19 protein-coding genes and 1 riboswitch are annotated in these 25,275 nt (G+C 72.4%); of the genes, 7 read left to right on the plus strand and 12 right to left on the minus strand.

Annotation, left to right across the window (positions count from 1 at the left end; all coding sequences use genetic code 11):
• Positions 1–47 precede the first annotated feature (47 nt).
• On the plus strand, positions 48–2,807 hold the full coding sequence (locus tag QI554_RS35355; protein WP_281476186.1) for an FHA domain-containing protein: 2,760 nt from the start codon (positions 48–50) through the stop codon (positions 2,805–2,807).
• 132 nt (positions 2,808–2,939) lie between these two features.
• Here the strand turns inward: QI554_RS35355 and QI554_RS35360 are convergent, their stop codons facing one another.
• Positions 2,940–4,226, minus strand: a complete 1,287-nt coding sequence (locus QI554_RS35360) for a serine hydroxymethyltransferase (protein WP_281476188.1) — start codon at positions 4,224–4,226, stop codon at positions 2,940–2,942.
• 35 nt (positions 4,227–4,261) lie between these two features.
• Positions 4,262–4,353, minus strand: a riboswitch (ZMP/ZTP riboswitch).
• A gap of 275 nt (positions 4,354–4,628) precedes the next feature.
• Here QI554_RS35360 and QI554_RS35365 point away from each other — a divergent pair.
• Positions 4,629–5,102, plus strand: coding sequence for a hypothetical protein (locus QI554_RS35365; protein WP_281476189.1), 474 nt, complete (start codon positions 4,629–4,631; stop codon positions 5,100–5,102).
• Positions 5,103–5,137: 35 nt separating this feature from the next.
• Here QI554_RS35365 and QI554_RS35370 read toward each other — a convergent pair whose 3' ends face one another.
• From QI554_RS35370 to QI554_RS35380, 3 genes are all read right to left on the minus strand, one after another.
• Complete coding sequence (locus QI554_RS35370; protein WP_281476190.1) at positions 5,138–5,872, minus strand: LppU/SCO3897 family protein; 735 nt, start codon at positions 5,870–5,872, stop codon at positions 5,138–5,140.
• A 258-nt stretch (positions 5,873–6,130) separates the two neighbouring features.
• Positions 6,131–11,023, minus strand: coding sequence for an NAD-glutamate dehydrogenase (locus tag QI554_RS35375; RefSeq protein WP_281476191.1), 4,893 nt, complete (start codon positions 11,021–11,023; stop codon positions 6,131–6,133).
• Positions 11,024–11,402: 379 nt separating this feature from the next.
• Positions 11,403–11,678 carry an isoamylase early set domain-containing protein gene (locus QI554_RS35380; RefSeq protein ID WP_281476193.1) on the minus strand — a complete coding sequence of 92 codons (276 nt, stop codon included), beginning with the start codon at positions 11,676–11,678 and terminating at the stop codon, positions 11,403–11,405.
• A 206-nt stretch (positions 11,679–11,884) separates the two neighbouring features.
• Here QI554_RS35380 and QI554_RS35385 point away from each other — a divergent pair, with 206 nt between their 5' ends.
• On the plus strand, positions 11,885–12,451 hold the full coding sequence (locus QI554_RS35385; protein ID WP_281476194.1) for a DJ-1/PfpI family protein: 567 nt from the start codon (positions 11,885–11,887) through the stop codon (positions 12,449–12,451).
• Positions 12,452–12,475: 24 nt separating this feature from the next.
• Here the strand turns inward: QI554_RS35385 and pruA are convergent, their stop codons facing one another.
• From pruA to QI554_RS35400, 3 genes are read right to left on the minus strand one after another with little or no spacing between them, the layout of a single operon-like run.
• Positions 12,476–14,173 carry an L-glutamate gamma-semialdehyde dehydrogenase gene (gene pruA, locus QI554_RS35390; RefSeq protein ID WP_281476196.1) on the minus strand — a complete coding sequence of 566 codons (1,698 nt, stop codon included), beginning with the start codon at positions 14,171–14,173 and terminating at the stop codon, positions 12,476–12,478.
• Between the two features lie 36 nt (positions 14,174–14,209).
• Positions 14,210–14,887 carry an HAD family hydrolase gene (locus tag QI554_RS35395; RefSeq protein ID WP_281476198.1) on the minus strand — a complete coding sequence of 226 codons (678 nt, stop codon included), beginning with the start codon at positions 14,885–14,887 and terminating at the stop codon, positions 14,210–14,212.
• A 52-nt stretch (positions 14,888–14,939) separates the two neighbouring features.
• Positions 14,940–15,407, minus strand: a complete 468-nt coding sequence (locus tag QI554_RS35400; protein WP_281476199.1) for a DUF6912 family protein — start codon at positions 15,405–15,407, stop codon at positions 14,940–14,942.
• Between the two features lie 346 nt (positions 15,408–15,753).
• On the opposite strand from QI554_RS35400, the gene QI554_RS35405 reads away from it, so the two are divergent.
• Positions 15,754–16,758 (plus strand): Rv3235 family protein, encoded by a 1,005-nt coding sequence (locus QI554_RS35405; protein ID WP_281476201.1) that lies wholly within the window; start codon positions 15,754–15,756, stop codon positions 16,756–16,758.
• Between the two features lie 12 nt (positions 16,759–16,770).
• Here QI554_RS35405 and QI554_RS35410 read toward each other — a convergent pair whose 3' ends face one another.
• The gene (locus QI554_RS35410) at positions 16,771–17,217 is read right to left on the minus strand and encodes a VOC family protein (RefSeq protein WP_281476203.1); all 447 of its coding nucleotides are present in this window, start codon (positions 17,215–17,217) and stop codon (positions 16,771–16,773) included.
• 59 nt (positions 17,218–17,276) lie between these two features.
• Here QI554_RS35410 and QI554_RS35415 point away from each other — a divergent pair, with 59 nt between their 5' ends.
• On the plus strand, positions 17,277–17,918 hold the full coding sequence (locus QI554_RS35415) for a TetR/AcrR family transcriptional regulator (RefSeq protein ID WP_281476205.1): 642 nt from the start codon (positions 17,277–17,279) through the stop codon (positions 17,916–17,918).
• Between the two features lie 85 nt (positions 17,919–18,003).
• Here the strand turns inward: QI554_RS35415 and secA are convergent, their stop codons facing one another.
• Entirely contained in the window at positions 18,004–20,763 is a 2,760-nt protein-coding gene (secA, locus tag QI554_RS35420; RefSeq protein ID WP_281476207.1) for a preprotein translocase subunit SecA, read from the minus strand.
• Positions 20,764–20,902: 139 nt separating this feature from the next.
• On the opposite strand from secA, the gene QI554_RS35425 reads away from it, so the two are divergent.
• Complete coding sequence (locus QI554_RS35425; protein ID WP_281476210.1) at positions 20,903–21,454, plus strand: GNAT family N-acetyltransferase; 552 nt, start codon at positions 20,903–20,905, stop codon at positions 21,452–21,454.
• Positions 21,455–21,547: 93 nt separating this feature from the next.
• Entirely contained in the window at positions 21,548–22,771 is a 1,224-nt protein-coding gene (locus QI554_RS35430; RefSeq protein WP_281476212.1) for a winged helix-turn-helix domain-containing protein, read from the plus strand.
• Positions 22,772–22,828: 57 nt separating this feature from the next.
• On the opposite strand, the gene QI554_RS35435 is transcribed toward QI554_RS35430, so the two are convergent.
• The 3 genes from QI554_RS35435 to QI554_RS35445 form a co-directional block, all read right to left on the minus strand.
• Positions 22,829–23,584, minus strand: coding sequence for a response regulator (locus QI554_RS35435; protein ID WP_281476234.1), 756 nt, complete (start codon positions 23,582–23,584; stop codon positions 22,829–22,831).
• 135 nt (positions 23,585–23,719) lie between these two features.
• On the minus strand, positions 23,720–24,394 hold the full coding sequence (gene hpf, locus QI554_RS35440; protein WP_281476214.1) for a ribosome hibernation-promoting factor, HPF/YfiA family: 675 nt from the start codon (positions 24,392–24,394) through the stop codon (positions 23,720–23,722).
• Positions 24,276–25,256: a ComF family protein gene (locus QI554_RS35445; protein WP_281476216.1), complete on the minus strand. Its 981-nt coding sequence runs from the start codon at positions 25,254–25,256 to the stop codon at positions 24,276–24,278. Before QI554_RS35445 ends, hpf begins: the two co-directional genes overlap by 119 nt.
• Positions 25,257–25,275: the final 19 nt, after the last annotated feature.

Below are 25,275 nucleotides of genomic sequence, written 5' to 3' on the forward strand. Positions count from 1 at the left end.
GGTACACGGCACTACGCAGGCGCAGGGCGACGGACGGACGGAGGAGCATGCAGATCCGGCTGACCGTGCTCGGTTACCGCGACGAAGGCCCGGGTGCGGACGTCCTCGTCACCGCGCCGACCGGCACCACGTTCGGCGCCGTCGCGGGCGCGCTGCGCTCCACCTCCGGCACGGACGGGCAGCGGTTCTGGGTCGGCGACGTACGGCTCGCCGACAACACCCCGCTCGGCCGGCCTCCGCTGGTGGACGGCGCGCTGGTCACCGTCGGCGGCCCCGGCCCGGCGTCGCCCGCCGTCGGCTCGCCCGAACTGCGGGTCGTGGGCGGCCCCGACGCGGGTGGCGTGCACCTGCTGCGGCAGGGCACGGTGCGCATCGGGCGGGCGCCCGACGCCGAGATCCGCATCGGCGACCCGGACCTGTCCCGGCTGCACGCCGAGCTGACCATAACGCCGGGTGCGCGCGGCCACGTCGAGGTCACCGACCTCGGGTCGACGAACGGCACGACGCTGGACGGCGCCCCGGTCGGGCCCGAGCCCGCCCGTCTCGAACCCGGGTCGCTGCTGCGGCTGGGCGAGACCACGGTCACCGCGGTGCTGCCGCTGCCGTACGACCCGGCGCCCCCGGACGAGCCGGAGGGGCCGCGTCCCGACGGGCTCGGCCACGTCGTCATGCCGCGTCGGCCGCGCCGCCCGGCCGCGCCCGTCGAGCCCGTGCGCGTCGACCTGCCCGACGAACCCGCGGCGCGCCGCCTCGGATTCGCCGGGCGGCGCCGCGCGGTGGCCGTGGAGCGCGCCGAGCTGGAGGACCAGGCCCGGCTCGCCGTCCTGGAGGAGGTGCGGAGACGGCGCGAGCTCGCGCCCGACCCGGCCACGCTGCTGCTCGCCGCGCTCGACGCGGGCGCGGCGGAACGCGGTCGGCCCGCCGTGCCGGTGCGCGTATGGGAGCGGTCGGCCCACCCGTCTCCCCCCACCTCCCGTGTTCGAGAGCGCTCCGCGCCCGCCGGGGAGCGCCCCGCGCCCCCGTCGTCCCCCGCGCCCCCCGCCGGCTCCGCACCCGCCGCGCTGCACACCGCGGACCGGTTCACGGTGCGCCTCGGCACCGGCGACTTCCCGTCCGACGTGACCATTTCGTCGAGCGAAGGCGTGCGGCGGCTGACCGCTTTCGCCGCGCCCGTGACCGTTTCGCTGCGTGACGCGGTCCTGGGCCTGGCCGGCCCGCGCCCGCAACTGCTCGGTCTGGCCCGTTCCGCGGTCGCCCAGCTCGCCGCGCTGTACGGCCCGCACGACCTCGAGCTCGTACTGCTGTGTGCCGACCCGGCCGCCGCCGCGGACTGGGCGTGGCTGCGCTGGCTCCCCCACCTGCGGCCGACCGACGGCCAGGACTGCCGCCTGCTGATCGGGCTGACGCGCGATCAGGTGCTGGCCCGCACAGGCGAGTTGCTCGACCGGCTCGACCGTCGCGGCGGGACCGCGCGGCACCGCCGCACCGTCGTGGTCCTCGACGGCGCGGGCACGCTGACCGGCCGTCCCGAGCTCGCGCGGGTGCTCGCCGAAGGGCCCGCCGCCGGCATCCACGCGCTGTGCCTCGACGACCGCGCCGAGGAACTCCCGCTCGCCTGCGCCGTGATCGGCCGTGTCACCGGCGAGGTCGGCACCCGGCTGGCGCTCGTCGGCCCCGGCGCCACCCGGATCGAGGACATCGTCGCCGACGCGGTCTCGCCGGCCTGGGCCGACCGGTTCGCCCGCGCCGTCGCGCCGCTGCGCGAGGCCGCGACGCGCGCCGCGTCACCGCTGCCGGAGACCGTCCGGCTGCTGGACCTGCTCGGCCTCGACCTCATGACGCCCGCCAAGGTGCTGGCCGCCTGGCGCGAGTCCGGGCGCGGCACGCGCGGCGTCCTCGGCGCCGACGTGCGCGGCGCGGTCACCGTCGACCTCGACGACGACGGACCGCACGCGGTGATCGGCGGCACCGCCGGCAGCGGCAAGACCGAGATGCTCGCCGCCCTCATCGCCTCGCTGGCCGTCGCCAACCGACCCGACCAGCTCGCCCTCGCGCTGGTCCGCGGCACGCCGCTCGACCCGGAGTCGCCGCCGGACGGCCTCGCCGGATGCGCCGAACTCCCGCACACCCTCGGCTACCTCGACGAGCCCGACACCGCCCGCACCACCGCCGCGGCCGCCGCGCTCCTCGCCGAGCTCGACCGCCGCGAACACCTCCTCGGCGACACCGCGTTCGCCGCCTACCGGGCGCCCGACACCGGCCTGCCGCTGCCCCGCCTGCTGGTCGCCGTCGACGACGTCGACCGGCTCGCCCGGCTGTTCCCCGACTTCGTGAAGGGCCTCGCCGACGTCGTCCACCGGGGCGGACCGGTCGGCGTGCACCTGGCCGTCGCCACCGGAACGCCGTCCCACGCCGACAGCATCGAGGCCACCGCGGAGGCGGACCTCCGGATCGCTCTGCGCACCGATGACGCGGCCGGCTCGCACGCGCTCATCCACATCGACGACGCGGGCACGCTCGACGACGAGTACCCCGGCCGCGCCCTGATCCGCGGCGCGGACGGCGCCGTCCATCCGTTCCAGACCGGCCGCGTCACGGGCCGTATGCCGCGCACCGCGACGCTGCGCCCCACCGCCGTCCGCCAGGACTGGACCGACCTGGGCACGCCCCTGAACCGCCGCCCACCCACGCCGCCCACGCCGACCGGCCGCCCCCCGATCGGCCCCACCGACCTGGCCCTGCTGGTGGGCACGCTCCGCCGCACCGCCGAACAGCTGGGCGCGGCGCCGCTCCCCCGGCTCTGGTAGCCCCCGACAGGAGAAGCGGAACGACCGGGTGGGGCGCCGCCGTAGAGGCGACGCCCCACCCTGGTTGAGCGTCTCCGCCGGATCGCGACCCGCCGCCGCTCCCGGCGGTCCGCGTCACGGCGACCGCACCCGCTACCCCACCGGCAGTCCCGGCGCAGGGTAGGCCGCCATCAGCTCCGCCACCTCGCCGCGGACCTGCTTCTCCACGTCGGGGCGGTCCTCGGCGACCGACCGCACGACGCGCGTGATCCACTCGGCGATCTGCGGCATGTGCTCGACGCCGAGCCCGCGCGAGGTCAGGGCCGGGGTGCCGATGCGGATACCTGACGGGTCGAACGGGCGTCGGGTCTCGTACGGGACGGTGTTGTGGTTGACGACGATCCCGGCCCGGTCGAGCGCCTTCGCCGCGGGCTTGCCGGCCACACCCCACGAGGTCAGGTCGGTCAGGAGCAGGTGCGTGTCGGTGCCGCCCGAGACCAGGTCGAAGCCGCGGGCGGCCAGTTCGTCGCCGAGGCGGGCGGCGTTGGCGACGACGGCCCGGGCGTACGTGCGGAAGTCGGGCCCCGCGGCCTCCTTCAGCGCGACGGCGATCGCCGCGGTGGTGTGGTTGTGCGGCCCGCCCTGGAGGCCGGGGAACACGGCCTTGTCGATCCGCTTGGCGTGTTCCGCGCCGGACAGCAGCATGGCGCCGCGCGGACCCCGGAGGGTCTTGTGCGTGGTGGTCACGATGACGTCGGCGTGCCCGACCGGCGACGGGTGGACGCCGCCCGCGACGAGCCCGGCCAGGTGCGACATGTCGGCGGCGAGCACCGCGCCGACCTCCGCGGCGATCGACGCGAACGCCGCGAAATCGACGGTGCGCGGGAGGGCGGTGCCGCCGCAGAAGATGATCCGCGGGCGGGTGCGCAGGGCGAGCGACCGGACCTCGTCGAGGTCGACGCGGCCGGTGTCGCGGCGGACGCCGTAGCCGATCCCCCGGAACCACGTCCCGGTGACCGAGACGTCCCAGCCGTGCGTCAGGTGCCCGCCCATGGGCAGCGCGCAGCCGAGCACGGTGTCGCCGGGCTTGGCGAAGGCGAGGTAGACGGCGAGGTTGGCCGGGGAGCCCGAGTACGGCTGCACGTTGGCGTGTTCGGCGCCGAACAGCGCCTTGGCCCGGTCGCGGGCGAGTTCCTCGATCGGGTCGACGTTCTGCTGGCCCTCGTAGTAGCGGCGCCCCGGATAGCCCTCGGAGTACTTGTTGGTGAGGACGCTGCCGGTGGCGGCGAGCACCGCGGCGGAGACGTAGTTCTCGCTGGGGATCAGCCGGAGGGTGTCGGCCTGGAGGCGTTCCTCGGCACAGACGAGGGCGGCGAGTTCGGGGTCGGCGGCGGCGAGGGCGTCGGTCGCTCGGTGCAGGACGGGTGCGGTCTGGGCCACGGGTTTCCTCCCGGGTCGGCTCGTTCGAGACAGGACCCGGGTGCCCAGGCGGACGGCACCACGCGCGTCGGCGCACCGCCGCTTCCTCGTGGTCGGTTCCACGTCGACGCCAGTCGCGGCAGCGGTTCCACCGTAGGGCACAGGGTGGCGTTGCGTGGCGAATATCTCCGCGAAGCAAGAGATTTGGCCGGTTTTGTCAGCACATCGGACGGCACGTCATCACGCTTTGTCGAACCGGCCACCAAGCTGGCCCAGAACCGTTACCTATCCTCCACCCGGGGGTACCGCGCCCGTGACATGGTCCACAGGCGTAACGTGCTCACCACATCAACGGGGAATCGCCCCAGAACCACCGGCTACACGCGGCACCTGGGGCGGGATGTCGGGGAAGCGGGGGAGTCAATGAAGGGCAGCCGCCGAACAACGCTGCTGCGCACCTTGTACGCCGTGCTGGCGATCGAGGGCGTGGCGCTGGGCCTCGGCGCGGGCAGCCTGGGCGTGATGGCGATAGCCGTGCGCCAGGAGGGCGACGAGCTCGCCGGACTGGACAAACTGCTCATATTGGCCGCACTGTTGGCCGCCGGCCTGACCGTGTTGTGCGCCGGCAGCATCATGGCGGTGCGCAGCATGCTGCGCTACGGGTACGGCGCGCTGGGCCGGTTCGCCGCCCTCGGCATGATCCACCTGTGGACCGCGATCCTGGTCCCCACACTGCGCGGCCCGCTGTGGCTGCTCGCCCCCACCGGCCTTCCGGCCGCGTTCTACCTGACCTCGTGGTGGCTGCTCAAGGAGCGCCGCCGCGACGACATACTCCTGCTGGAGAACGAACTGCCCGCCCCGCGCCGCCCCGAGGCCGAGCGCGCGTCCCGCAGCTGACTCCCGTAGCCGACCGCCGCAGCCGACCCCGGCGGCTACTTGGGCCCGACGCACCACACGTCGCTGCGCCCGTCCCGCTGGACGACGAGCGGATTGGTCGCCCCCAGCACCTGGGCGCAGCTGCCGGTGTCCGTGGAGTTGGTGAAGATCTCCATCACCAGGAAGTGCGCGTCGCTGTCACCGCACTTGAGCGGTTTGACGTCGTCGCCGTTCAGCGCCGCGATGCAGTCGCCCTCTTCGACGACGGGGGTCGACCCCTCGTACACCGTCCAGCCCCAGTAGCCGAACACGCCGACGCACACGAGCACGGCGCAGACCAGGATGGTGCGCATCACGCCGCCGACCCGGCCGTCCCGCCGCCCGGCGCGCCGCCGGTCGCGACGCCCCTCGTACTCGTCGTCGTCCGTCGGCACCAGCTCGGCGGAGCGCGCTTCCTGACGGGGCACCAGTTCCTGGGAGGGGTCGCCGTAGTAGCCGATGGGGCGGCCGCCGTACTGGGGACGTTCCTCCTCCTCGGGGGGAAACGCCTCGTCGTAGCGGTGCCGTTCGTACGGCTGCGCGGCGGGCTGCCCGTAGGACTGCCCATAGGGCTGCGCCTGCGGCTGCGTGTAGGGCTGCTGGTACTGCTGCTCGTACTGCTGCTCGTACTGCTGCTGATACGGCTCGGCGTACGGCTGCGGGTACTGCTCCCCGTACGGCGGTGTCCCGTCCAGCCAGGCCGGCAGGTACGGCGTCGGCTCGACCCCGTCGGGGTCAGGTCTGTCGTACATGTCTGCGGCCTCCTTCGCGCGGAGCCAAGCGTGGGCTATTGACCTGCGTTCATCAAGAGATGACGAGCGGGCGACGCCCGCTTCCGGTCAAGTCTGTGGCGCGCGCATCAACATCCGCTGAACGCAGCTGCGGGGCCGCAAGGAGAACATCTCCCCACGGCCCCGCACAAGCCCTTGCCAGCCCTTCCGTCCTACCGGATTTCCGTATCAGGACTCACGAACCCCACGAGTCCCGGCGGAACCGGACGGACGGCCGAATCAGCCCATGCTGCCGCTCCGCAGCAGCGTCCGCACGACCCGCATGGCGACCGACAGCGTCGCCAGGTCGTACGTCTCGGCCTCGGCCAGCTCCTCCAGCGTGGTCCGCGCCCGGCTGATGACCGACGCGTTCTTCTCCTCCCACGCCTTGAAGCGCAGCTCCGGGGTGTCGTCCGGGCCGCCCGACGACAGCACGTCGAAGGTCAGCCCCGCCTGCGCCCCGTAGAGGTCCTCGCGCAGCGACGCGCGGGCCATCGACTTCCACCGGTCGTCGCGCGGCAGCTCGATGATGCGGTCGAGCAGCATCGCGATCGGCAGCCGGTCGACGAGGTCGAAGTACACCTCGGCGACCTCGACGACGCCGTGCCCCGAGTCGCGCGCCACCTCGACGATGTCGAGCGCCGCGTACGCGGACGAGAAGCCCGCGACCGTGGTGGCCAGGTCGTGCGGCACCCCGGCGGCGGTGAACTCGGCGTACAGCCCGTCCATCCACTCCAGGTCGCTGCCGCGCAGCAGCTTGGGCAGGTGCGCGACGACGTCCGCGACGCCCTCGCCGAAGAACGCCAGCTGCGCCGCGATGTCGATCTCGCGCCGGTTGCTGAGCATCCACCGCGTGGAGCGCTCCACGAGGCGGCGCAGGTGCAGCCGCATCTTGGTCTGCACCGCGGCGTCGACCTGGTTGTCGAGCGCCTTGACGCGGTCCAGGACGTCGTCCGCCCGGAAGATCTGACGCGCGGCCAGGTGCGCCCGGGCGACCTCGTCCGCGGCCGCGCCCGACTCCTCGCGCATGCGGAACATGAACGAGCTGCCGGCCAGGTTCACCAGGTCGTTGACCACGCGCGTGGTGATGATCTCGCGGCGCAGCGCGTGCGTGTCGATCTCCTCCGCGAAGTCCGAGCGCAGCGCGGTCGGGAAGTACCGGTGCAGCTCGCCGCGCAGGTAGTCCTCGTCGGGCAGGTCGGAGGCCAGCAGCTCCTGCGCGAGCACGATCTTCGTGTACGCGAGCAGGACGGCCAGCTCCGGCTGGGTCAGCCCGCCGCCGGCCTGCAGCCGCTCGCGCAGCTGGCGCTCGTTCGGCAGGAACTCGATCTCGCGGTCCAGGTGCCCGTCGCGGACCAGCTTGCGCAGGTACCGCATGTGCACGTGCAGCAGGCTGGGGGCCTGCGCCACGGCGTTCGTGAGGGCGAAGTTCTGGTCGTAGTTGTTCTCGAGGACCAGGTGGCCTACCTCGTCGGTCATCTTCGACAGGAGCTCGTTGCGCTGCTTCCCCGTCAGGTCGCCGGCCGCGACCACCTGGTTCAGCAGGATCTTGATGTTGACCTCGTGGTCCGAGGTGTCCACGCCCGCCGAGTTGTCGATCGCGTCGGTGTTGATCCGGCCGCCGGCCAGCGCGAACTCGACGCGGCCGAGCTGCGTGCAGCCCAGGTTGCCGCCCTCGCCGACCACCTTGACGCGCAGGTCGCCGCCGTTGACGCGGATCGCGTCGTTCGACTTGTCGCCCACGTCGGCGTTCGACTCGGTCGACGCCTTGATGTAGGTGCCGATGCCGCCGTTCCAGAACAGGTCGACCGGCGACTGGAGGATCGCCTTCATCAGCTCGGCCGGCGACAGCCGGCTCACCCCGGCGGCCAGGCCCAGGCGCTCGCGCACCTGCGGGCTGATCTGGACCGACTTGGCGGAACGCGGGAACACGCCGCCGCCCGCCGAGATCAGCTCGGTGTCGTAGTCCGCCCACGAGCTGCGCGGCAGGTCGAACAGCCGGCGCCGCTCGGCGTACGAGGCGGCCGCGTCCGGGTCGGGGTCCAGGAAGATGTGCCGGTGGTCGAACGCGGCCACCAGCCGGATGTGCTCCGACAGCAGCATGCCGTTGCCGAACACGTCGCCGGACATGTCGCCGATGCCGACGACGGTGAAGTCCTGCGTCTGCGTGTCGTGGCCCAGCTCGCGGAAGTGCCGCTTGACGGACTCCCACGCGCCGCGCGCGGTGATGCCCATGCCCTTGTGGTCGTAGCCCGCCGAGCCGCCGGACGCGAACGCGTCGCCCAGCCAGAACCCGTACGAGCCCGCGACCTCGTTGGCGATGTCGGAGAACGTCGCGGTGCCCTTGTCGGCCGCGACCACCAGGTAGGTGTCGTCTCCGTCGTGCCGCACGACGTGCGACGGCGGCACGACCTGCCCGCCGACGAGGTTGTCGGTGATGTCGAGCAGCCCGGAGATGAACGTCTTGTAGCAGGCGATGCCCTCGGCCAGCCACGCCTCGCGGTTGACCGCGGGGTCGGGCAGGTGCTTGCACACGAACCCGCCCTTGGCGCCCACCGGCACGATGACGGTGTTCTTGACCATCTGCGCCTTGACCAGGCCGAGGATCTCGGTGCGGAAGTCCTCGCGGCGGTCCGACCAGCGCAGGCCGCCGCGCGCGACGGCGCCGAAGCGCAGGTGCACGCCCTCGACCCGCGGCGAGTACACGAAGATCTCGAACTTGGGCCGCGGCGCGGGCAGGTCGGGGATCTCGGACGGGTCGAACTTCAGCGAGATGTACTCGTGCGGGTCGCCGTCCAGGCGGCGGCGCTGGAAGAAGTTCGTGCGCAACGTCGCGCGGACCATCGCCACGAACGAGCGCAGGATGCGGTCCTCGTCCAGGCTCGCGACCTGGTCGAGCGCGCCCTCGAGCTCCTCCACCATGCCGTCGACCAGCTCGGTGCCGGCCTGCTGGTGGCCGGGCGAGAAGCGGGCCTCGAACAGGTTGACCAGCAGCCGGGCGATGTGGACGTTCCCGGTCAGGGCGTCCTCGATGTAGTCCTGGCTGAACGTCGTGCCGGCCTGCCGCAGGTACTTGGCGTACGCGCGCAGCACCATCGCCTGCCGCCAGGTCAGCCCGGCGCGCAGCACCAGCGCGTTGAAGCCGTCGGACTCGGCCTTGCCGGTCCACACCGCCGAGAACGCGTCCTGGAACAGCTGCTTGAGGTCGTCGGTGGCGTCGATCAGCTCGGCGTCGTGGCGCAGCCCGAAGTCGTACACCCACGCGATGCGGCCGTCGGAACGGCGCAGCTCGTACGGGCGCTCGTCGACCACCTCGAGGCCCATGCGCTGCAGGATCGGCAGCACCTCGGACAGCGACAGCGGGCCGCCGGTCCGGTAGACCTTGAACCGCCGTTCGCCGGGCAGCGCCCCTATCGGCTGGTACAGGTTGAGGGTGAAGTCGGAGACCTCGGGGTCCGGGTCCAGCGCCTCGATGCGGCGCAGGTCGGCGACCGCGGTGCGCGGCGAGAAGTCGGACTTGTAGCCCTCGCTGAACGCCTTGGCGTACTTGCGGGACAGCTCGGCGGCCGGCTCCTCGCCGCACTCGGAGACCAGCGCCTCGGCGAAGTCGTCGGCCCACGAGCGGGTCGCCTCGGCGAGCTGCCGCTCGATGTGCTCGATGTCCGGGTCGCCGAGCGTCGCGCCGCTGGGGACGCGCACCGTGAAGTGCAGGCGGGCCAGCACCGACTCGGTGTTGCGCGCCGTGAAGTCGATGACGCTGCCGCCGAGTTCGCGCAGCAGGATGTCCTGCATGCGCAGCCGGATCTCGGTGGTGTAGCGGTCGCGCGGCAGGTAGACGAGGGCCGAGTAGAAGCGGCCGTACTCGTCCTTGCGCAGGAACAGCCGCAGCCGGCGGCGCTCCTGCAGGTAGAGCACGCTGATCGCGATGTCGTACAGCTCGGGGACCTGGATCTGGAACAGGTCGTCGCGCGGGTACGTCTCGAGGATCTGCAGCAGGTCGCGGCCGTCGTGGCTGATCGGCGGGAAGCCGGCCAGCTCGAGCACCTCGTGGACCTTGCGGCGCACCACCGGGATGCGGGTGACCGACTCGGTGTAGATCGACGAGCCGAACAGGCCGAGGAAGCGGCGCTCGCCGACCACGTTGCCGTCCGCGTCGAACTTCTTGACGCCGACGTAGTCCAGGTACGCCGAGCGGTGCACCGTCGAGCGCGAGTTGGCCTTGGTGAGGATCAGGAGCTTCTTCTCACGGGCCTTGGCGCGCGCCTCGGTCGACAGCCGCGAGAAGGACTGCGACATGTCCTGGTCGGGGCGCAGGATGCCGAGGCCGGTGCCGGGGATGGCCCGCAGCACGTCCTCGCCGTCCTCGGTGACCAGGTCGTACTCGCGGTAGCCGAGGAAGGTGAAGTGGTCCTCGGCGAGCCAGCGCAGCAGCTCCCAGCCCTCGCCGATCTCCTCGGCGGGCAGCGCGGGCGGCTCGTCGGCCAGCTCGTCGGCGAGCCGCACCGCGGTCTCGCGCATCTTGTGCCAGTCCTCGACGACCTCGCGCACGTCGCCCATGACGCGCTGCAGGCCCTGCTCGATCGCACGGACGTCGTCGCGGTCGGTCTCGCGGTCGATCTCGATGTGCATCCACGACTCGGTGACGGCGTCGTCGGGGAGCGCCACCGCGTCGGACACGTCGAGGATCTCGAGCAGCTTGCCGGTGATGTCGCGGCGGACCACCAGCTGCGGGTGGATGACCACGTGGATCGCGCGGTCCTGCCGGGACAGCTCGTTGGTCACGGAGTCCACGAGGAAGCTCATGTCGTCCGTGACGATCTCGATGACGGTGTGACCCGACGCCCAGCCGTTCTCCTCGACCGAGGGGGTGTACGCCCTCACCTTGGCCGTGCCCTGCGGCCTCGACGCCGCCAGACGGCAGTGCGAGATGGCCGCACCGTAGACGTCGACCGGGTCGCGCCCGATCAGGTCGTCGGGTGCGGTGTGCCGGTAGTAGCGGCGCAGCAGTACGTCGAGGTCGATGTGCCCCGCTCCGTTTTCGCCGCCGCCTCCGTGCTGTGACGATGCCTGCCGGGCCGCCTCCGCCGCCCGGGCCAGCAGATCCGCTTTCGCCTCGTCCAGCTTGCTCTGCATGATGCCGTTGCTCCTGTCGCGCGCCGTTGCGTGACCGACTTTTTGCGTTTTCACCCTGATTGGTGAGTGTCCCTGAACGACACCGACGCGTGACCGCGCCACGGCGGTTCCTTTCCGGCGTCTTTGCCGGTCCGGATCCGGTCGACGGGACACCGTTGTCCCGACGGCACGACCGTGGTCTGACTCGCTCGGCGTACGTGGCCCAGGCGCCACCCACGCCCGCCAGGCTACCCGCGCCCTCACGCGGTGGTGAGGGGCCCCCGGCCGGTAACCGTGCGGCAGCCTGTCAGCAATCCCGGGTCGCTGTCTGACAAAGCGTCAACCGGACACCCGAAGGAGTGCCCCCTCACGGTGTCCGAGCCGTCCGCTTTGTGTGCGGTCAGCCCGTAACCAGGCCGTTCTCGCCGTCGTGGTCGGCCGCGTCGTCGTCGAACCAGACACCGTTCTCGCCCAGATACCGGAACCGCACCGTCTCACCAGACGGGACGTTCACCGCCACCGAGCGCATCCCGTTGCTCCGCCGCACCAACGTGTGCCGTCCCGGCTGCCAGTCGTTGAAGTCACCCACCACGCTCACCGTGCCCGCCGGCTCGTCCACCGGTAGGCAGAAGGTGACCCGCGTCCCGCCTTCGCCGCCGCGTGCCCGCCTGATCATGCCGTGCCCCCAATCCGTCGCAGCCCGGGGCCGCCGGTTCCCGTCCCGGTCCGGCCCTCCCGTGCAGAACGTACGACAGGATTCCGGACACGTCACCCCCTGTCCGCGCACCGCTACCCATTGCCGTCCCGGGGTTCCGCCGGGCACGGTGGACACGACCGGATCGAGGCGCCACCGAAGCGGGCGCCGCGCGGCGAGGGGGTTCCATGGCACGCAAGATCCTGATCATCACCGGGGACGCGGCGGAGTCGCTGGAGGTGCTGTACCCGTACCAGCGGCTGCGCGAGGAGGGCTACGACGTCCACATCGCGGGGCCCTCCCGCAAGAAACTGCAGTTCGTCGTGCACGACTTCGTCGACGGCTTCGACACCTTCACCGAGAAGCCCGGCTACACCTGGCCCGCCGACTTCGCCTTCGTCGAGGTCCGGCCGGAGAACTACGCGGCCCTCGTCCTGCCCGGCGGCCGCGCACCCGAGTACATCCGCAACAACCCGGTCGTCCAGCGCCTCGTGCGGCACTTCTTCGAGAACGACAAACCGGTCGCGCACCTGTGCCACGGCCCGCTGATCGCCGCCGCGGCCGGTGTGCTCCAGGGCCGCAGGACGTCGGCGTACCCGGCGATCGCCCCGGACGTCCGGGCCGCGGGCGGCACCTTCGTCGACGGCGAGGCGGTCGTCGACGGCACGCTGGTCTCCGGCCGTACATGGGTCGACCACCCGGGCTGGATGCGCGAGTTCATCCAGATCCTCCGCGGCAAGGCCCCGGCGAGCTAGGCGCCCCCGGGGCCGGCGGCCGGCTCAGCGCAGCCCCTTGAACGCGTCCTTCACGTCGTTGGCGAACTGGGAGACCTGGCCGAGGACTCCCGGTTCCATGTGCGGGTAGCGGTAGTCCGTCGGCGGGACGAACGTCTCCTTGATGGTCCGGGTGCTGGTCCAGCGCATGAGGTTCTGGGCCGCGCCCGCCTTGTCGTTGGTGCCCGAGGAGCGCGAGCCGCCGAAGGGCTGCTGGCCGACCACGGCGCCGGTGGGCTTGTCGTTGAGGTAGAAGTTCCCGGCCGCGAAGCGCAGGAACTCGGTCGCCTGCGCGAGCACCGCGCGGTCCTGCGCGATCACCGAACCGGTGAGCGCGTAGGGCGACACCGACTCCATCTGCCGCAGCATCGGCTCCCACTCGTGGTCCTCGTAGACGTGGACGGCGAGAATCGGCCCGAAATATTCGGTCGTGAAGACCTCGTCGGCCGGGTTGCCGCACACCAGCAGCGTCGGCCGGACGAAGTAGCCGACGTTGTCGTCGTACGTGCCGCCGGCGAGCACCTTGACGTCGTCCGCCGCCTGCGCGCGGTCGATCGCGGCCTTGCTCTTCGCGAACGCCCGGTCGTCGATGACCGCGCCCATGAAGTTGCTCAGGTCGGTGACGTCGCCCATCGACAGGCCCTCGATCTCCGCGACGACGGCGTCGCGGAAGCCGCCGCCCTCCCACAGCGAGCGCGGGACGTACGCGCGCGACGCGGCAGAGCACTTCTGGCCCTGGTACTCGAACGCGCCGCGGACCATCGCCGTCTTCAGCACCGCCGGGTCGGCCGTCGGGTGCGCGACGATGAAGTCCTTGCCGCCGGTCTCGCCGACGATCCGCGGGTACGTGCGGTAGCCGCTGATGTTCGCGCCGATGGTCGACCACAGGTACTGGAAGGTCCGGGTGGAGCCGGTGAAGTGTAGGCCGGCGAAGTGCGGATCCGACAGCACCACTTCGGACACCGCGACGCCATCGCCCGGCAGCATGTTGATGACGCCCGGCGGGAGGCCCGCCTCCTCGAGCAGGCGCATCAGGTACCAGGCGGCGAGCGTCTGCGTCGGGGACGGCTTCCAGATCACCGTGTTGCCCATCAACGCCGGGGCGGTCGGCAGGTTGCCCGCGATCGCGGTGAAGTTGAACGGCGTGACCGCGTACACGAACCCGTCGAGCGGGCGGTGGTCCAGCCGGTTCCACACCCCCGGCGAGCTGATCGGCTGCTCCGCGAGGATCTGCCGCGCGAAGTGCACGTTGAACCGCCAGAAGTCCACCAGCTCGCACGGCGTGTCGATCTCCGCCTGCTGCGCGGTCTTCGACTGGCCCAGCATCGTCGCCGCCGCCAGGCGCTCCCGCCACGGACCCGCCAACAGGTCCGCCGCCTTCAGGATCACCGCCGCACGGTCGTCGAACGACAACGCCCGCCACCCCGGCGCCGCCGCCTTCGCCGCCGCCACCGCGGCCCGCGCGTCGTCCTGGGTCGCGGTCGCGTAGGTGCCCAGCAGCGCCCGGTGCCGGTGCGGCTGCACGACGTCGACGCGCTGGCCGCCGCCCCACGCCGAGGCCCCGCCGATCGTCTGCATGAGCTCGACCGGCTCGGTGGCCTGGCGCTTCAGCTCCGCCTCGAGGCGGGCGCGCTCGGGACTGCCGGGGGCGTACGAGTGCACCGGCTCGTTGACCGGCACGGGAACCTGAGTGACCGCATCCATGTCACACGAGGTGCCCGGTTTCGATGGGTTTGACGCCTACCGTTCCGCCGCCGGGGCATGCCCGCCGCGCGCGAGCGCGACCGCCTCGGCGAGCGAGTCCACGACCGGCACGCCGACCCTCTCCAGGCTGGTCCGCGCGTGCGAGCCCCCGGTGTAGAGGACGGCCGACGCGCCGACCTCGCGGGCCGCGTACGCGTCGTCGGCGGCGTCGCCGATCACCATGACCTCGGCCGGGTCCGCGTCCATCGCCGCCAGGTGGCGCTGGAGGTGCTCGGCCTTGCCGCCGCCGGCCGGGCCGACGCGGCCGTCCACGCGGACGAAGAAGTCCTTGATCGCGAAGCGGTCGACGAACGGCACGAGGTCGTCGTGCGCGGTCAGCGACAGGATCGACTGCGTGCGCCCGGCGCGCTGCCAGTCCGCGAGCAGGCCGTCGACGCCGGGGGTCAGCCCGCACGCGACGGCGTGCGCCGCGTACGAGCGCTGGAACGTCGCGTCGAGCATCGCCCACTCGTCGGGCTCGGGGACCCGGCCGGTGATCTTCTCGTAGAACCGCGGCACCGGCACGCAGTACAGCTCGCGGTAGCGCTCCATCGTTATCGCCGGCAGGCCGTAGGCCGCGAAGGAGTCGTTGGTGGCGGCGATGACCGCGTCGATGTCGTGGAACAGCGTGCTGTTCCAGTCCCACACGATGTGGCGGGTGCGCGGCGAGCTCATCAGGGCATTGTGCCCTGTCGCGGCGACACCCGGGAAAACCGCCGGCGGGCGGTCAGCCGACCAGGCCGCCGAGCTCCTGCGTGGCGTACCACATCAGCTCGTGCTCCTCGACGGCCTCGACAAGCGCCTCGTCGGACGGGTCGGCGAGCGCGGCGCGTACCGCGGGCTCGGCGTCGGCGGCGTCCATGTGGATCGACGCGACGCGCTTGAGCGGTACGGTGCCGTCGACGAGCACCGCCCCGGGGCCGAGGTCGGGCACCTCCGAGACGATGCCGTCCGGCACCTCGGCGGCCAGCACGACACGCCGCGGCCCGGCCCCCTCCTCCCCGGCGAGCAGCCCGAGCGAGGCCCGGCCGGCCAGCACGGTCGCGGCGTACTCCAGCTCCTCGTCGTCCTCGGTGCCGCACCACGCGCGCAGCTCCGCCGTCACGGCGACGGCACTGACCGGCGCGGGCTCCACGGCGGCCGCGCGGTGCAGCGCGGCCAGGGCGGCCGGCGTCGAGGGGACGTACACGCGCATCAGGGGCTCCTGCGGTAGCGAACGACGGGAGCGGCGTCCCGCACGGATGAACCGACGGGTGAATCAGCGGACGCCACCGGAGTGCATCGTACGAGCAGCCGACCGTGCCGCGATCCGACCGCCCACCCCAGAATGACCGTTCTCGCCACCTTTTATCCCGGCGCACGCCCCCGGCGACCCCCGCCCGAAACCCGGGCGCCCCGGCCCAACCCGCTGTTTGACTCCCACTCCACCCCCGGGATACCAAAGTCCGCAACAAGGCGCCGGGGGCCGCCGCCCACACGCGACGCCGCGCCGAATCGGCACCCCCGCGTGCCGGAGGCATGCCGTTTCACGGGGAGGACCGATGGTCCACATGAAGCCGCACGACAACCGACCCGACCAGGGCTCCGACGAGACCGCACCGCGCACGCCGCGCAGGCCGGCCGACGGCCTGGGGACCCGCGCGAGCGCGCACACGGGAGAAGCCTCGGCGCAGGCCGGCGGCAGGCCCGCCGCATGCGAGCGGCCGCCCGGCGAAGCCGGGGCGGCCGACCCGACGGAGCCCGGTCGCGGGTACACCGAGGCCGCACGCACATCCCCCGCGGGCTCGGGCGGCAGCACTCCACCGGGCGCCCGCGCCACCGAGCCCACCCCCGCAACGCCGGCTCGCCGGACCCCGGGCCGGCCCGGCCGCGGCGGCATCGGGCCGGTCGGCGGCGCGGCGGGCCCCGTGCGCGGCTTGCCTCCTCGCCTGGGGCGCGGGGCGGCGCCGATGGGGGCGTTGGCTGTGTCGATGTCGCCGCTTTACGACGTCGAGCCTCTGCGGGGGCCGGCCGGGGCGCACGAGGTCGAGTACGACGAGGGCGGCTTTCCTCCGTTGCGGTTGTTGCGGGCGCCTGAGTGGGAGCCTCCGACGGAGTCGGTCGACGCGGTGGTCATCCCGTTTCCCCGGCGGCCGGCGCCGGTGGGGCCTCGGCCGGTGTTGCGGCTGGTCGGGGCTCCCGCGCCAACGGCCGACGAGCCGGATGTCGCGGAGGCGCGGCGGCGGGTGCACCACTTCGCGTTTCTGCTCGCCGAGGTGCTCAGCGAGCGGCGGCCGTTCCGTCAGCTCGGCGCACACGTGACGGGCGAGGCGGTGGGGCGCGTCGAGCAGCTGCGGGAGGCGCTGCGCGCGCAGGACGTCACCGCGGTGCGGGTCGCGTCGTGGAACGCCGGCTCGCCGGCCGACGGCGTCGCCGAGGGCTTCCTGCGGCTGCGCCTCGGCGGCGAGCGCTGCCAGGCGGTCGCGGTGCGTCTGGAGCGCGTCGAGCCGCACTCCCCCGGCTCCCGCCGGCCCGCGTGGGTGTGTACGGCGCTGCGTTTCCGCTGAGTCAGCCCCGCGTCACTCGGGCACCGCGCGCCCGTAGCCCGGCAGGTCGCCGTGGTCCTGCCCGTGGCGTGCCCACGTGTAGACGTGCAGTTCGAGCCCGTCGGGGTCGTGGAACACCAGGATCCAGCCGATGCTCGCCTCGATCACCGGCGAGTGCGGCACGCCGAGCGTGTCGAGGTGCGCGGCCCACGCCTCGACGTCGGCCCGGTCGCGCACCGCGAAGCTGACCGGGTCGAAGCCCTTGCAGCCGGCCGCCGCGTCGGGGTTCTCCCGCAGCGCGAACATCGTCTCGCCGAGGCCCGGCACGGTCGCCGCGACACCGCGCGGCACGCCGCCCTCGTCCGGGAACTCCATGACGACGGTGAGCCCGAAGACGTCGCGGTACCACGCGAGCGACCGCGGCAGGTCGGAGACGGGGAATTTGACGTGGTGGATGCCGTCGAGGGCGGGGCGGGTCATGGGACACCTCCACAATCACCGCAGCTATACTGCGGTCAATTGCTTCTAGGATGCTCCCTGTGACCGAACCCGTCAAGCGCCGCTACCAGTCCGACAAGCGCGCCGCGGCCGCCGCCCTCACCCGCGCCCGCATCCGCGACGCCGCCGCGCGGCTCTTCACCGAACAGGGCTACGCCGCCACCACGCTGCGCCAGGTCGCCGCGACGGCGGGCGTCGGCGAACGCACCCTCTACGACGCGTTCCCCGGCAAGGCCGCGCTGTTCGCACACACCCTCGGCGTCGCCGTCGTCGGCGACGAACAGCCCGTACCGGTCGCCGACCGCCCCGAGGTCCGCGCCACCCAGGACGAGCCCGACCCGCGGGCCGCGATCGCCCGGACGGTCGACTACACCGCCGAACTCCTGGAACGCGCCGGGGACCTGATCATGGTCAGTGTCGAGGCGGCGGGCGCCGACCCCGACATGCGCGCGACCGCCGACGCGGGCGCCGCCGCCACCCACGCCGTCCACCTCGAACTCACCCGCGGCCTGCACGCGCGGGGCGCGCTGCGCCCGGACCTGGACGCCGTCGCCGCCGCCGACATCCTGTTCGCGCTCGCCTCACCGCACGTCTTCCAGCTGCTCCGCCGACTCCGGGGCTGGTCCCCGGAGCGGTACCGCGCCTGGTTGCGCGACACCCTCGTCCGCGAACTCCTCGCCTGACCGCAACGTCGCGGACACGCACAACGCGGCAGGGGCCGCACCGCCCGAAGGCGGTGCGGCCCCTGCCGCGTTCACGACTCTCGCGTCAGCGCTTCTTCTTGCGCGACGCCCGCTGCGCGCGGCGCCGCTCGGCGCGCGTGCCGCCCTGCTCCGGAATGGCGTCGTCGTAGTCCTCTTCGGTGGTGACCACGCCGCCCTCGCCGTCCACGGTCGGCGCGCTGTACGACAGGTGTGTCGGACGCTGCGGCGTCTCCAGGCCCTTCGCGTGGATCTCCGGCATCGGCGCGGCCTGGTCGAGCGTGATCTGCGGCGCCTCGGGCACCTGCTCGATCTGGACCTCGACGTTGAAGAGGTAGCCGACCGACTCCTCCTTGATGCCTTCCATCATCGCGTTGAACATGTCGAAGCCCTCGCGCTGGTACTCGACCAGCGGGTCGCGCTGCGCCATGGCCCGCAGGCCGATGCCCTCCTGCAGGTAGTCCATCTCGTAGAGGTGCTCGCGCCAGCGGCGGTCGAGCACCGACAGCACGACGCGGCGCTCGAGCTCGCGCATGACCTCGCCGCCGAGCTTCTCCTCGCGCTCCTCGTACGACGCCTGCGCGTCGGCGATCAGCAGGTCGGTCAGCGAGTCGGCGTCGAGGTTGGCGCGGTCACCGACCTCCTCCTCGACCTCGTCGACGGTGATGCTGACCGGGTAGAGCTGCTTGAGGTTGGTCCACAGCTTGTCGAGGTCCCACTCCTCGGCGAAGCCCTCGGTGGCACCCGCGACGTACGCCGTGACGGTGTCGTCGATGAAGTGCCGCACCTGCTCGTGCAGGTCCTCGCCGTCGAGCACGCGGCGGCGCTCGCCGTAGATGACCTCGCGCTGCCGGTTGAGCACCTCGTCGTACTTGAGGACGTTCTTGCGGATCTCGAAGTTCTGCTGCTCGACCTGGCTCTGCGCCGACTTGATCGCGTTCGAGACCATCTTCGACTCGATCGGCACGTCCTCGGGGACGCCGGCGCGGTTGAGCACGGCCTCCACGATGTTGGCCTTGAACAGCCGCATCAGGTCGTCGCCGAGCGACAGGTAGAACCGCGACTCGCCCGGGTCGCCCTGACGGCCGGAACGACCGCGCAGCTGGTTGTCGATGCGGCGCGACTCGTGGCGCTCGGTGCCCAGCACGTACAGGCCGCCGAGCTCGGTGACCTCGCCGTGCTCGGCCTTGACCGCCTTCTTGGCCTTCTCGAGCGCGTCCGGCCAGGCGGCCTCGTACTCGTCCGGCGTCTCGGCGGCGTTGAGCCCGCGCTGCGCGAGCTCGGCCGACGCGAGGTGGTCGGGGTTGCCGCCGAGCATGATGTCGGTGCCGCGGCCGGCCATGTTGGTGGCGACCGTGACGGCGCCCCTGCGGCCCGCCTGCGCGACGATCTGCGCCTCGCGCTCGTGGTGCTTCGCGTTGAGCACCTCGTGCGGGACGCCGCGCTTGCGCAGCTGGTTCGACAGGTACTCGGACTTCTCGACGCTGGTCGTGCCGACCAGCACCGGCTGGCCCTTCTCGTGCTTCTCGACGATGTCGTCGACGACCGCGGAGAACTTGGCCTCCTCGGTCTTGTACACGAGGTCCGGCTGGTCGAGGCGCTGCACCTTGCGGTGCGTCGGGATCGGCACCACGCCGAGCTTGTAGATCTGGTGGAACTCGGCCGCCTCGGTCATGGCGGTACCGGTCATGCCGCCGAGCTTGTCGTAGAGGCGGAAGAAATTCTGGAGGGTGATCGTGGCGAGGGTCTGGTTCTCGTCCTTGATGTCCACCCCCTCCTTCGCCTCGATCGCCTGGTGCATGCCCTCGTTGTAGCGGCGGCCCGCGAGGATGCGGCCGGTGTGCTCGTCGACGATCAGGACCTCGCCGTCGACGACGACGTACTCCTTGTCGCGCTTGTAGAGCTCCTTGGCCTTGATCGCGTTGTTGAGGTAGCCGACCAGCGGGGTGTTGACCGCCTCGTAGAGGTTGTCGATGCCCAGGTAGTCCTCGACGCGCGAGACGCCGGACTCGAGGATGCCGACGGTGCGCTTCTTCTCGTCGACCTCGTAGTCGCCGACCGGGGTCTCGCCGTCCTTGGTGGGCTCGGCGCGCTTGAGCCGGGTGACCAGCTTCGCGAAGTCCGCGTACCACTTGGTGGCCTGGTCGGCCGGGCCCGAGATGATCAGCGGCGTACGGGCCTCGTCGATGAGGATCGAGTCGACCTCGTCGACGACCGCGAAGAAGTGGCCGCGCTGGACCAGCTCGTCCTGGCTCCACGCCATGTTGTCGCGCAGGTAGTCGAAGCCGAACTCGTTGTTCGTGCCGTACGTGATGTCGCAGTTGTAGGCCTTGCGGCGCTCGTGCGGCGGCATGTTCGCGAGGATGCAGCCGACCTCCAGGCCGAGGAAGCGGTGCACCCGGCCCATCCACTCCGAGTCGCGCTCGGCGAGGTAGTCGTTGACCGTGACGACGTGCACGCCCTTGCCCGCGATCGCGTTCAGGTACGCGGGCAGCGTCGAGACCAGCGTCTTGCCCTCGCCGGTGCGCATCTCGGCGATGTTGCCGAGGTGCAGCGCGGCGCCGCCCATGATCTGGACGTCGTAGTGGCGCTGGCCGAGCGTGCGGCTGGCCGCCTCGCGGACCGTCGCGAAGGCCTCGGGGAGCAGGTCGTCGAGCGACTCGCCGTCGGCGTACCGCTCCTTGTACTCATCCGTCAGCGCGCGCAGCTCTGCGTCCGAGAGGTTGGTGAAGTCCTCTTCGATCGAGTTGACCTGTGCTGCGATGCGGGTGAGCTTGCGCAGGGTTTTGCCCTCGCCGGCGCGCAGAACCTTGTCGAAGATGGACACGCTGTGTGAGCTCCTTGCCGGACGGCGCCCGCCCGCGGTCCGCGGTCGGCACGGCGGGGCCCGTCCCGCCGATGGGCCCATGGTATGCGAGGACGCAACCGTCGGGGAGGCGTGCTTCGGCCGGTGGAGAATGTGCCGCATGGAACCCGTGGAGATCGCCGCCGGAAAGTACCAGCTGCGCCCGTGGACGGAGCGCGACGTCGACGCCGCGCGGGTCGCGCTGACCGACCCCGAGATCATGCGCTGGCGGGCACCACGCCCACCGGGCGAGCAGCATCCGGGCCCCGAGGAGTGGCTGACCAGGCGGATCGGCTTCTGGGCCGAGGGCATACACGCGTGCTTCATCGTCATGGACGCGGTCAGCGGCGAGGTGCTCGGGGACGTGAGCGTGCAGCACATCGACCGCACCTGTCACACCGCCGAGATCGGCTACTGGGTGATGCCCAAGGCGCGCGGCGCCGGAGTCGCCACGGAGGCGGCCAAGATCGCGTCCCGCTGGGCGTTCGGGGCGCTGGGGCTGCACCGCCTCACCCTCGTGCACGCGGTCGGGAACCCGGGGTCGTGCAGGGTCGCGCAACGCGCCGGATTTGCACTCGAAGGCGTGATGCGCGAGGCGTCCCCGAACCGGGACGGCATCGGTTACCACGACGAGCACCTGCACGCGCTGATCGTGACCGACCCCGTGCCGTGACCCGGACGACCCGGGTGATCCGCCCGGTTCACCCGGTGATCCACCTGTGTGTTCACCCCATCGGAGTCGAACTTCTGTTCTAAGGTGCGTCGTATGAGTACGCCCGCCGTCCCGGCCCCCGCCCGCTCCACCGGCTCCGCCCTCACGCTCACGTCGGACGACGCCCGCCGCGTCGTGCTGCGCGCGCAGGGCGTGCTCGGCGTCCCCGAGCGGCGGGCCGGCGTCGCGGGCGTACTCGACCGCCTCGGCGCGGTCCAGCTCGACACCATCTCCACGCTCGCCCGCTCGCACGAGCTGGTCCCCTACGCCCGGCTCGGCGCGATAGGGCGGTCCGCGATCGAGGACGCCTACTGGTCCGGCGACGACGCGTTCGAGTACTGGTCGCACGCGGCCTGCGTCCTGCCGATGTCCGCGTGGCCGCACTTCGCCTTCCGGCGCCGCCACTACCGCAAGCGCGGGCGCCTGTGGGGCGGCCACCCTGTCTCGGACGAGGCGCACGCGACCGTCCTGGACCGGCTGCGCGCCGAGGGCCCGCTGACCGCGACGGAACTGGGCGGGGCCAAGAACAAGGGCGAGTGGTGGGACTGGAGCGACACCAAGATCGCCGTCGAGCGCGCCCTCGCGTTCGGCGACGTGGTGTGCGTGCGCCGCCGCGGCTGGAAGCGCGTCTACGACCTGCCCGAACGCGCCATCCCCGCACAGCACTTCGAGACCGACGCGGGCGACGACGCCTGTGTGCGGGAGCTCGTCGTGCTCGCCGCCCGGCAGCTGGGCGTCGCCACGACCGCCGACCTGGTGGACCAGTACCGGCTCACCCGCGCCCAGGTCGAGGAGGCGCTGCCCGACGCGGGACTGGTGCCGGTCGCCGTCGAGGGCTGGGGGCCGGCCGGCGACGGGCCGCTGCCGGCCTGGGCGCACCCGGACGCGCTGGCCACACCTCCCAAGGGCCGACACCGGACGACGCTGCTGTCGCCGTTCGACTCGCTCGTGTGGGACCGGCCGCGCACCGCGCGGGTCTTCGGGTTCACCCACCGGCTGGAGGCGTACGTGCCGAAGGCCCGGCGCGAGCACGGCTACTTCGTGATGCCCCTGCTCGCCGGCGGCCGGCTGATCGGCCGGGTCGACCCCGCGCGCGAGGGCCGCACGCTCGTCGCCCGCCAGCTCTCCTTCGAGTCGCCGCGCGTCTCGGAGAAGGCGCTGGACGCGATGGCGGCGGCGCTGCGCGAGGCCGCCGCGTGGGTCGGCTGCGACAGCGTCCGCCTGGAGAAGGTCGCACCCGAAACGGTGCGGCCGCGACTGGCGGCGCTGCTCGGGTGACCGGCCCGGCGCGGTCCGCCGGCGCGCCGGTCAGCCGGTCCGCAGCCGCTCAGCCGCTCAGTGGATCTCGAGGATCTTCTCGCGCACCGCGTACACCACCGCTTCCATCCGGGAGTGCAGCTGCAGCTTCTCCAGGATGTTGCGCACGTGGTTCTTCACGGTGTTCTCGCTGATGAAAAGGATCTTCGCGATGTCCCGGTTGTTCTTGCCGGTGGCGACGAGCCGCAGCACCTCGATCTCGCGGTCGGTCAGCCGCGGCGCCGGGACGAGGCGGCGCTCGTCGTCGCGCTGGATCATCGACTTGAACTCGGTCAGCAGCTTGGCCGCCATCGACGGGCTGATCTGCGACTGGCCGTCGGCGACCGCGCGGATCGCGGTGGCCACCTCGTCGGTCGATATCTCCTTGAGCAGGTAGCCCGTCGCGCCGGCCTTGATCGCGTCGTAGAGGTCGGCCTCGTCGTCGCTCATCGTCAGCATGATGATGCGCGCGCTCGGCGCCACCTCCTTGATGGCGGTGCACGCCTCGATGCCGCCGCGCCGCGGCATCCGCACGTCCAGCAGCACGATGTCCGGCAGCAGGTCCTGCGCGGCCTCGACCGCCTCGGCGCCGTCCCCCGCCTCCCCGACCACCTCGATGTCCGGCTCCGCCGCAAGGACGATCTCCAGGCCGCGGCGGAACAGCGCGTGGTCGTCGACGACCAGCACCCTGATCGGCTCCCGGTCCTGCGGATCGTCCGCGCCATACGGCCGCGGTGCCGGGACCTGGTGTCCTCCCACCGTGTCTTCCCCCTCGGTCGGCCCGGTGTCGATCATCCCTCGGTCGTGCATCGGCACGCTCCGTATCCGATCCAGCATCGCATGTCATCGACACGCACGCAGCCCGCCGCCTCGAACCGGTCGAGGCCGGTCGAGGCGGCGGGCCGCGTGCGGCGTCACCCGCTCAACGGGTCACGCTTCGTCCATCTCCGTCTCGGCCTCGGCCGGACGCAGCTGGATGACGCCGTAGTCATAGCCACGACGCCGGTAGACGACGCTGGGGAGCATCGAGGTGGCGTCGACGAACAGGTAGAAGTCGTGTCCGACGAGTTCCATCTCGTACAGCGCCTGGTCCAACGCCATGGGCGGGGCGGCGTGGACCTTTTCGCGGACGACGAGCGGACCCTCGCCGTCCACCTGAATGGGGCCTTCCATGCGCTTGACGGCCACGCCGTCCAGCGCTTCGATCTCCTCGACGGTGGCCACCTGGGCACCGCCGAATCGGGCGCTCCCGTTGAGTTCCGCGGTGGCCGCACCCGTGGACATGGGGGCGTGGTGCCCCCGGTGGACGCGACGCCGGTCAGCAGTCTTGCGCAACTGTGCCTCCAGCTTTGACATCGCGAGGTCGAGCGCGGCGTACGGGTCCGTGGCTGCCGCCTCGGCCCGGACCACCGGCCCCTTGCTCCGCAGTGTGATCTCCACGCGGTCCGATCGGTCCGCGAGCCGGGGGTTGCGCTCCTTGGACACCTCAAGGTCGATGCTGATGACCTTGCCGTCGAGCTTCCGGATCTTTTCCAGCTTCTCGACGCTGTGCTTGCGGAACCGCTCGGGCACCTCGGTCTTGCGGCCCTTGACGACAATGTCCACGCAGAACTCCATCCATCGCGCCACGCCGGTGGGGCGGTCCGCCCGTCCGGCCGAGCTGGTCTCCGGCCTCGTGCGCCATGGCCGGTCGGCGCATGGCCCGGTGGCCCGGGCCCGGCCGGGGGTGCCGGGGAGTCGCGGCCACGACGGCCGCTCCGGTCACCCTCGCTCCCGCGGACTCGACCGCACGGGCCGCCTCCGCGAGACTCGCTCCGGTGGTCACGAGATCGTCGACGATCACCACACTAATGCCCGTAAATAGGGGTGCCAACCTGCGGGAAACACCCAGTGCTCCCGTGACGTTCACCGCCCGTTCACGGGCCGAAAGGCCTGCCTGGTCGGCCACCTGACGGGTATGCCGGAGGGCCGGTACCACCTGTGCGGCGACACCCCTCCGGCGCAGCTCCGCGGCCGCCTGCCGGGCCAGCGCACCGGTCGCGTCCCACCCTCGGGCGCGGATCGCGCGGCGGGTGGACGGCACCGGGACGAGGACCGCGCGCGGCCCCGGGCCCAGGGCCGCGACACACCCGGCGAGCGCGATCCCGAGAGGACGCGCGGCCGCGTGGGCGCCGTACTCCTTGTGGGCGATCAGGACCGCCCGCACCGGGCCCTCGTACGGCGCGGCCGCGAACACCGCGCCCGGGAACCCGGCGGGCGCCGGGTCCGGCCGCACCGGCCGCGGCCCGCGCCGCAGCGGCACGTGGCATCCGGCGCACAGCACGGCGCCCCGGACACCGCACCCCGCGCACCGGCCGGGCAGCACCAGGTCGACCCACGCCGACGCGAGTCGGCGCAGCGGACCCGGCCGCGGTCGCCGCTCTGGGTGCTGCCCGGAGCCGTGGGTGGAGTGATGGACGTGCCGCATGGGTCCACGGTGCGCCACG

The organism is Yinghuangia seranimata, from assembly GCF_029953285.1.
Taxonomy (GTDB): domain Bacteria; phylum Actinomycetota; class Actinomycetes; order Streptomycetales; family Streptomycetaceae; genus Yinghuangia; species Yinghuangia seranimata.